This window comes from Cytophagia bacterium CHB2, from assembly GCA_030263535.1.
In the GTDB taxonomy this organism is placed as follows: Bacteria; Zhuqueibacterota; Zhuqueibacteria; order Zhuqueibacterales; family Zhuqueibacteraceae; genus Coneutiohabitans.
Window position 1 is genome coordinate 1 of the sequence record SZPB01000304.1, and the last position, 8,022, is coordinate 8,022.

The following is an 8,022-nucleotide window of genomic DNA, read 5'->3' on the forward strand; positions in this document are numbered from 1 at the left end:
TTTGAGGCCGAAATGTTGTGCAATTTTCATCAAGGCCGGTGTGCGCGCCATGCTGCCGTCTTCATCCATAATTTCGCACAAAACGCCGGCCGGCGGCAAGTCTGCGAGACGCGCGAGATCGACCACGGCTTCCGTGTGTCCGGCGCGGGTGAGCACACCGCCGGGCTGGGCGCGCAAGGGAAAAACATGGCCGGGCCGCGCCAAATCTTTGGGACGGGTTTCCGGCGCAATCAATTGCCGGATGGTTTCGGCGCGATCATGCGCAGAAATGCCGGTGCTGGTGTTGCGTTTCGCATCCACCGAGACGGTAAACGAGGTGCCCAGGCTCGCGGTGTTTTCCGCCACCATGGCATGCAGATCGAGTTCTTCGAGACGTTGTGGTGTCAGCGCCACACAGATCAAGCCGCGGCCGTGTTTGGCCATGAAATTGATGTGTTCGGGTGTGACCTTGGCGGCCGCCAAACAAAAATCGCCTTCGTTCTCGCGATCGTCATCATCGACAACGATGATAATCTTGCCCTCGCGATAATCGGCAATGGCTTCTTCGATGGTATTAAAACGGGTCATGAGTTATCACAAATTGATTCGTTTGCAGTATTGAGAATCGGCTCAATAATAATATCGGGCCTGAAGAAAATCGATACAGTCACTGCCAACAACGTACACAATCCGATGCTCCTGCGTCAAACGCCGCGACCACGCTCCTGCTGAGAGGTATTTCAACGGTTCCGGCTTACCGATACCGGCAAATGGGTCTCGCAGAATCGCTTCAATGAGCGCAAAAGCACGAAGGGCGATTTTACGATCTGTTTCTACCCAATAGCGAAGGTCTTCCCGGAATTCCGGTTGAAATACCGCCTCTCGCGCATTCTTTCTGGGCGCAGAGGCTTTGCCTTTATTGGCCAAGCCCGACCTCACGGCGGAGTTTTTCTATTTTTTTAGGTTTGATCGTTCGATTCTGCGCCCGCTTTAACGCAGCTAAAAGCCGTTTTGCATTCTTCGGAGACCTAAGCAAATGTGCTGTTTCGGCGATGCTTGCCAGTTCTGAAGCGGCAATCAGCACGACATCTTCATAGCCACGCCGGTTAATGATAACAACTTCCCGGTTGTCCGTGACTTCGTCACACAACTTTGCAAGATTGGCGCGCGCATTGGTGTAGCTTGTTTGGATAGGCATGGAAAAATTCCAGATTAACAAGGGTGCTTTTCATTGGGAGGTAATATAACCCCCGGCCTTCAACTTGTCAATGATTCCTTCTGTGCCGTGAGCAGAATGAGTCATTAATTTTTCAATATATTTTCCCAGCAAATCCGTTTCCACGTTCAGAGAATCGCCGGGGCGGCGCAGGCCCAGCGTCGTGCTCGCCAGCGTGTGCGGAATCAGCGCGAGCGTAATGGAATTTCCTGCGAGGCGGGCAACGGTCAAACTCACGCCGTCGAGCGCAATCGAGCCGTGTTGAATAACATAACGGCATAAGCTCTCCGGCACTTCCACGGTCATAAGCTTGCCCGCAGCTTGCGGCTCAAGGCTAATGATGCGTGCGGTGCCGTCAACATGGCCTTGCACGAAATGCCCGCCCAGGCGATCGGTGGGCCGCAGCGCCCGTTCCAAATTCACCTTGCTGCCGGTTTGCAATTGGCCGAGATTGGTTTTGCGCAGCGTTTCATCGACGGCTTGAACTTCGAATGAATCCGCGTCATGGCGAATCACCGTCAAGCACACGCCGTTGATGCAAATGCTGTCATCGATTTTTATGTCTGCGGTAATTTTGGGGGCAGAAATCGCAAATTGCCGCGAGGCGCCGGCGGCGCGCACGGTTTTGATTTGTCCGATTTCTTCGACGAGGCCGGTAAACACTACTGTTCTCCTAATCCGGACGAACCGGAATCTCAAAAAATCTCACGCAAAGGCGCGAAGCTGCAAAGAATTCGCAAAGTTTTTCTTTGCGATCCTTTGCGGCTTCGCGACTCGGCGTGAGAGGTTTTGCTTACTTTGCAGCGATTTGAACCTTTTTTATTCCATCTTCGGATACTTGATCTGCCCGGTTACCAGCGCGTTGTCGTCCAGGACTCGCCATTCTGTCTGATCAAGCGTGATGGCGTGCAGCATGCTGGCAATCGGCAAATCTTTGAAAGCCACAATACCCTCGCCCAGCAGCATAGGCGCGATGAAGCAGGCCAGCCGGTCGGCGTGCCGCTCCGCCAGCAGGCTGCTGAAAACACGCCTCCCTCCTTCCACCAACACCGCGGCGATGCCTTCCTGTCCGAGGCGCTCGAGCACGCGCGTGATCGGCAAACTGCCGGAAGGCGAAGGCGGCAAAGGCCATACCCGCGCGCCGCGCTGCTGAATGGCGTTCTGCTTTTCGAATTCTTTGCACTCGCTGGAAGCGATGACAATGGTTTTATTGACGTGGCTGTCGTTCAGCACTTTGGCGTGCAGCGGCATGCGCAAATGGCTGTCGAGAATGATGCGGCGCGGTTGCGGGCCGTCTTCATGGCGCACGGTCAATTGCGGATCATCCTGCAAAACCGTGCCGATGCCCACCAGCACGGCGTCGCTTTGCCAGCGCCAGCGGTGCACGAAAGCGCGCGCGCGCTCGTTGCTGATCCAGCGCGAATGGCCTTTGGCATCCGCAATTTTGCCGTCGATGCTTTGCGCAATTTTAAGCGTCAAAAACGGCAGGCGGGTGGTGATGTATTTGAAGTAGGATTCATTGAGGCGGCGGCAGGCCTCTTCGAGCAAGCCGGTTTCAACCGCGATGCCGCTCTCGCGCAGCAACTTGATGCCGCGGCCGTTGACGAGAGGATTGGGATCGACGCTGCCGATGATGACTTTGCTGATGCCGGATTCGATCACGCGATCGACGCACGGCGGGGTTTTGCCGTAGTGGCTGCACGGCTCGAGCGTGCAATACAGCGTTGCGCCTTTCGCCAGCGCGCCGGCTTCGCGCAACGCTTCCACCTCGGCGTGATCGCCGCCAAATTTGCGGTGATAGCCGGTGCCAACGATCTCTCCCTCCCGCACAACTACTGCGCCGACCATCGGGTTCGGACTGACAAACCCGCGCCCGCGGCCCGCGAGATCGATGGCGGTTTGGAGGAATTCTTTATCGGAATTTGAGAAGCGAGTTTCCACGGTTGGTCGAGGTTTGCGTCAGGCAGTTTGCTTCAAGATGTTTTTATCATCCAGAAACTCCACCGGATCGGCGTCACGGCCATGCTCCCACATCAGGGAGAAAAACCAAATGCCGCTTTCTCCAATGCAGAAATCCGCCGGAGTGAAGGCCATCCTGGAGTCAAGCGGCGGTTCCGCTTTTTCGGGATTATATTCCGCCTGCCAGCCGAATGCCTCGCCTTGCCAGGCCTCGCCCTTCGCGTGCAATCTGGCGGCAAAATTTCGAACATCTCCAAGCTCTGGAATCACAATCGGCATAACGCTCGAGTGACCATCGTGTCTCTTGATTTTAGCATTGACTCGCAGGATAACCGGCATCTTCATTCCCCTCTTTGATATTTTGCTTCAAAGCCACCCTGGCGCGAATGAGTTAAGAGAGCTTTGGCCGTTATCGCTGCGGAGTTTCGCTTGCTAAATCCTTGTTATTTACGCCCCAATATAACCTCCCTCTGCCAACCTGTCAAGCCATTTTTCCGCCCGTTTCTGGTGTCCCCTCAAGAGTTGTCGCAACTATTAGTAGGGGTGAACGAAAAAACCAATACAACATATCGAAATTTTACTTGACTTCTTGCTCCTCAAGGCGTATATTGCCGCCGTTTTGTGCTGAACATTTCCGCACATTCTCCCCTCACGGCGCGCCACGCTTTTCGGAGCCAAAATGGATGCTGGGGCAGTAGCAGCTTCGCGCAGCAGTTCAACTGCTTAAATGTGAACCGAAAGCCGGTGGTTTTCGCTAATAATACTATTGCGAAAATCAGCGCCAATCTCTGTCCCCATTTCAGCGCCTGAACTGCCCGCCTTTCTAATTCAGCAGTTCAACCATCCACCGCCAAATCAAGGAAGAAGCACATGGCCTCAAGAGCAGCAACCCTGAATCCCGCAACGCAGACGCAGACACCGGCGAATGGCAACGGCCATACGGCGGAAGCGGCGCCCGCCAACGGCACGAACGGCGTGCGCATCCGCAAAGGACTCACTCTCAATCGCTATTTTACTGACGGCAAGCGCCATCCGTTTGACGAAGTCAAATGGGAAAAACGCAGCGCGATTATCTCCAACGAAAAAGGCGAAACCGTTTTTCGCCAAGACGACGTAGAGACGCCCGCCTCCTGGTCGCAGACTGCCACCAACGTCGTGGTCAGCAAATACTTCAACGGCAAGCTCTACACCCCGCAGCGCGAAACCAGCGTGCGCGGCTTGATCGACCGCGTAGCCACGTCGATGCGCGAGTGGGGCATTGCCGGCGGTTATTTTGCGTCCGCCAACGATGCCGTCACGTTCTACGAGGAACTCGTGCATTTGCTCGTCCATCAAAAGCTTTCGTTCAACAGCCCGGTGTGGTTCAATTGCGGCATCGAGAAAAAGCCGCAGTGCAGCGCGTGCTTTATCAACTCCGTCGAAGATCGCATGGAATCCATTTTGGAATTGGCGAAAACCGAGGGCATGCTGTTCAAGTGGGGCTCGGGCGCAGGCTCGAATCTTTCGCCGCTGCGCTCCTCGCGCGAAAAGCTTTCCGCCGGCGGCATTGCCAGCGGCCCGGTGAGTTTTATGAAAGGCTTCGATGCCTTTGCCGGCGTGATCAAAAGCGGCGGCAAAACCCGGCGCGCCGCCAAGATGGTGATTTTGAATATCGATCATCCCGACATCGTCGAGTTCATCAACTGCAAGGCGGATGAAGAGAAAAAAGCCTGGACCCTCATCGATGCCGGTTACGACGGCTCGTTCAACGGCGAGGCCTACAACTCCATCTTTTTCCAAAACGCCAATCACAGCGTGCGCGTGCCCGATACCTTCATGCGCGCCGCCGAGCAAGGCCGCGAATGGTACACCCGCGCCATCACCACCGGCGAAGTGGTGGACACCTACAAAGCCGGCGATTTGCTCAAGATGATTGCCGAAGCCGCGTGGCTGTGCGGCGATCCCGGCATGCAATTCGACACCACCATCAATGATTGGCACACCTGCGCCAACACCGATCGCATTCATGCAAGCAATCCGTGCAGCGAATATATGTTTCTCAACGACACTGCCTGCAATCTCGCTTCGCTCAATCTCATGAAGTTTCGCCAGCAAGACGGCAGTTTCGATGTCGAAGCTTTCAAACACGCCGTGCACATTTCAATTCTGGCGCAGGAAATCATTGTGGATAATGCCGGCTATCCCACACCCAAAATCGAAAAAAACAGCCACGAATTTCGCCCGCTGGGATTGGGCTATGCCAATCTCGGCGCGCTGCTCATGGCCTCCGGACTACCTTATGACAGTGACGCCGGGCGCGCCTACGCCGGACTCGTAACCGCGTTAATGCACGGACAGGCTTATAAAACCTCGGCGATGATCGCCAGCAAGATGGGCCCGTTTCCGGCGTATGAAATCAATCGCGAGCCGATGTTGAACGTGATCAAGAAACATGCGGCGCATGTCGATCACATCGATCAAAATCTCGTGCCGGCTCCAATGTTCGAGGCAACCAAAAAAGTTTGGAGCGACGCTTATGCGCTGGGCAGCGAATACGGCTACAAGAATTCGCAAGTCACGGTGCTGGCGCCCACCGGCACCATCGGTTTCATGATGGATTGCGACACCACCGGCGTCGAGCCGGACATCGCGCTGGTGAAATACAAAAAACTCGTGGGCGGCGGCATGATCAAGATCGTCAATCAAACCGTGCCCGAAGCCCTGCAAAAGCTGGGTTACGATGCGGACCAGCGCAAGGCCATTCTTGATTATATCGACAAAAACGACATGATCGAAGGCGCGCCCGGCTTGAAAGAAGAACACTTGCCGGTGTTCGATTGCGCCTTCAAACCCGCCAAAGGCCAGCGCGCGATTCACTACATGGGTCACGTGAAAATGATGGCCGCGGTGCAGCCCTTCCTCTCCGGCGCGATTTCGAAAACCGTGAACATGCCGCACGAAATAACGCCCGAGGACATTGCCGAAACTTACCTGCAAGCGTGGAAAATGGGCTTGAAAGCCATTGCGATTTATCGTGACGGCTGCAAGCGCATTCAGCCGCTGGTGACGAGTTTGGAAGACAAGAAAGAAGCTGCCCTCAAATCGCCGCTTGCCGAGCTGAAACCCATTCGCCGCCGGCTGCCGGACGAGCGGCAGTCGATCACGCACAAGTTCAGCATTGCGGGACACGAGGGCTATCTCACCGTGGGCATGTATGAAGACGGCACGCCCGGCGAGATTTTCGTGGTAATGGCCAAGGAAGGCTCGGTGGTTTCGGGCTTGATGGATTCGTTTGCCACGATGGTGTCGCTGGCGTTGCAATACGGCGTGCCGCTGCACGTGTTGGTGCGCAAGTTCCAGCACGCGCGCTTCGAGCCTTCGGGCTTCACCACCAATCGCGAAATCCCGATTGCAAAATCGATCACCGACTACATTTTCCGCTGGCTGGCCTTGAAGTTCATTCCCGAGAAGGAAGTTCCCATGAACGGTCACAGCGGCGACCTGGACGCCGATTGGGGTTATGATGGCGAGGCCAACGGCGTTACCACTCCCGTAGTCGCTGATGCCTCCCCCGCACCGCAAAAACTGGCAATCTCGAATGCCTCTCAACTCGAGAACAAGATTTACCAAAGCCAGGCAGATGCCCCCCCCTGCCACGAATGCGGCAGCGTGATGGTGCGCAGCGGCAGTTGTTACAAATGTTTGGAATGCGGGGCGACGAGTGGGTGTTCGTGAGGGTTGAATATGAACTCTCCCCAGCGTCTGAGGCTGCTGGGGAGAATTCGTTTGAATCCAGCTCATTTCACAACTCTATCCTATGATACTTTGTGGAACGTCACACTCTCGTTTATGCGCATAAAAAATTTAACATTTGGAGATTGTGTGCTATGAAAGTCGTTATTGGCCAAAGATCAAATCAACGACTCATCGCAATCATTTTTTTGATATTGATTATGCAAGGCTGTTCGCCAAGAGTAAAAAGTGGTAAAACTGATCAATTTGGCTGTCAAGAGCCTCCTCCTGACGTATTTACGTCAGTTGGTGTTGATATTAAATTTGTCCAAAATCTAAGCAAACTCGCTTCTGGAGAACTAAATGTCAAAACGAATCCCCAAGTTATTTCGTTCGCAAGTAAAGCGGCTACTGATGATCGAATCAGATCCTATCTTCGTTGTTTAGCGATACGTCGCGATAAGTACACGCCCGAGCAGGCCGCTTATCTTGAACGTATGTATCTTTTCATAGGTACTCAACCGACCGCAGATCAGTTTATTCAGTGGCAGAAAGGAAACCCGTTCCCCGCGTCTACGGATTCTTCTGGAACTACCCATCAATATATGATCAATAGCCCAAACTCGATTCAAATAAAGGCGAACAATTTGACAGTTATACAGGATAACAATCAAAATAAACTAACACCGGCACAACCATTTCATCTGCGCATCCATGAACAAAGTCTTGATTCAAAGATTGCTATTGAAATTCGACCAGGATATGGTTCATGGGCTCCGTTTTATTGCGCAATACCTTCAAACGAAGTTGAAAGAACCCAATTAAGCGTTCCAATAACTGTTGTGCGAGGTACTAAAAATAGGCTGCCGCGTTCATTGAACGTCTCTAATTTTAGTATGGAGCCGAGCAGTGACGGACTCTGGGCAGTTGCGTGGACCGACAATGAGGCTACGCCGTCACAAGGTTATTTCGTTTTTTTTAAGAGCTTGCCCAGCAAGATTGCTTTTGGGGCTTTAGAGAATAATTCCCTACAATATGTTGTTGATTTGACTAAATGATCACGGAATAAAAGTATTACAAAATTACATGGTGATCTGGAATCGAGGACTCAAGCAAATACAAAGAGCATCCCCATTCGGGATGCCCTTTGTCATTTT

The 8,022-nt window shown here is 53.5% G+C and carries 8 protein-coding genes; 2 read left to right on the forward strand and 6 right to left on the reverse strand.

Features of this window, described 5'->3' with window-relative positions:
• The 6 genes from ribB to FBQ85_22805 form a co-directional block, all read right to left on the reverse strand.
• Window positions 1–567: 3,4-dihydroxy-2-butanone-4-phosphate synthase (gene ribB / locus FBQ85_22780; GenBank protein MDL1877968.1), on the reverse strand; the 567-nt coding region annotated here is incomplete at its 3' end.
• A 42-nt stretch (window positions 568–609) separates the two neighbouring features.
• A complete protein-coding gene (locus FBQ85_22785) occupies window positions 610–906 on the reverse strand; it encodes a Txe/YoeB family addiction module toxin (protein ID MDL1877969.1) in 297 nt (98 codons plus the stop codon).
• Window positions 896–1,177, reverse strand: a complete 282-nt coding sequence (locus FBQ85_22790; GenBank protein ID MDL1877970.1) for a type II toxin-antitoxin system prevent-host-death family antitoxin — start codon at window positions 1,175–1,177, stop codon at window positions 896–898. Before FBQ85_22790 ends, FBQ85_22785 begins: the two co-directional genes overlap by 11 nt.
• Window positions 1,178–1,207: 30 nt before the next feature.
• A complete protein-coding gene (locus tag FBQ85_22795) occupies window positions 1,208–1,894 on the reverse strand; it encodes a riboflavin synthase (protein MDL1877971.1) in 687 nt (228 codons plus the stop codon).
• Window positions 1,895–2,014: 120 nt separating this feature from the next.
• Window positions 2,015–3,136 carry a bifunctional diaminohydroxyphosphoribosylaminopyrimidine deaminase/5-amino-6-(5-phosphoribosylamino)uracil reductase RibD gene (gene ribD, locus FBQ85_22800; protein MDL1877972.1) on the reverse strand — a complete coding sequence of 374 codons (1,122 nt, stop codon included), beginning with the start codon at window positions 3,134–3,136 and terminating at the stop codon, window positions 2,015–2,017.
• Between the two features lie 18 nt (window positions 3,137–3,154).
• On the reverse strand, window positions 3,155–3,493 hold the full coding sequence (locus FBQ85_22805; protein MDL1877973.1) for a hypothetical protein: 339 nt from the start codon (window positions 3,491–3,493) through the stop codon (window positions 3,155–3,157).
• A gap of 531 nt (window positions 3,494–4,024) precedes the next feature.
• Here FBQ85_22805 and FBQ85_22810 point away from each other — a divergent pair.
• Together FBQ85_22810 and FBQ85_22815 are read left to right on the forward strand one after the other, a co-directional pair.
• Window positions 4,025–6,868 carry a vitamin B12-dependent ribonucleotide reductase gene (locus FBQ85_22810; GenBank protein ID MDL1877974.1) on the forward strand — a complete coding sequence of 948 codons (2,844 nt, stop codon included), beginning with the start codon at window positions 4,025–4,027 and terminating at the stop codon, window positions 6,866–6,868.
• 152 nt (window positions 6,869–7,020) lie between these two features.
• Complete coding sequence (locus FBQ85_22815) at window positions 7,021–7,923, forward strand: hypothetical protein (protein ID MDL1877975.1); 903 nt, start codon at window positions 7,021–7,023, stop codon at window positions 7,921–7,923.
• The last annotated feature ends 99 nt before the right edge of the window (window positions 7,924–8,022 follow it).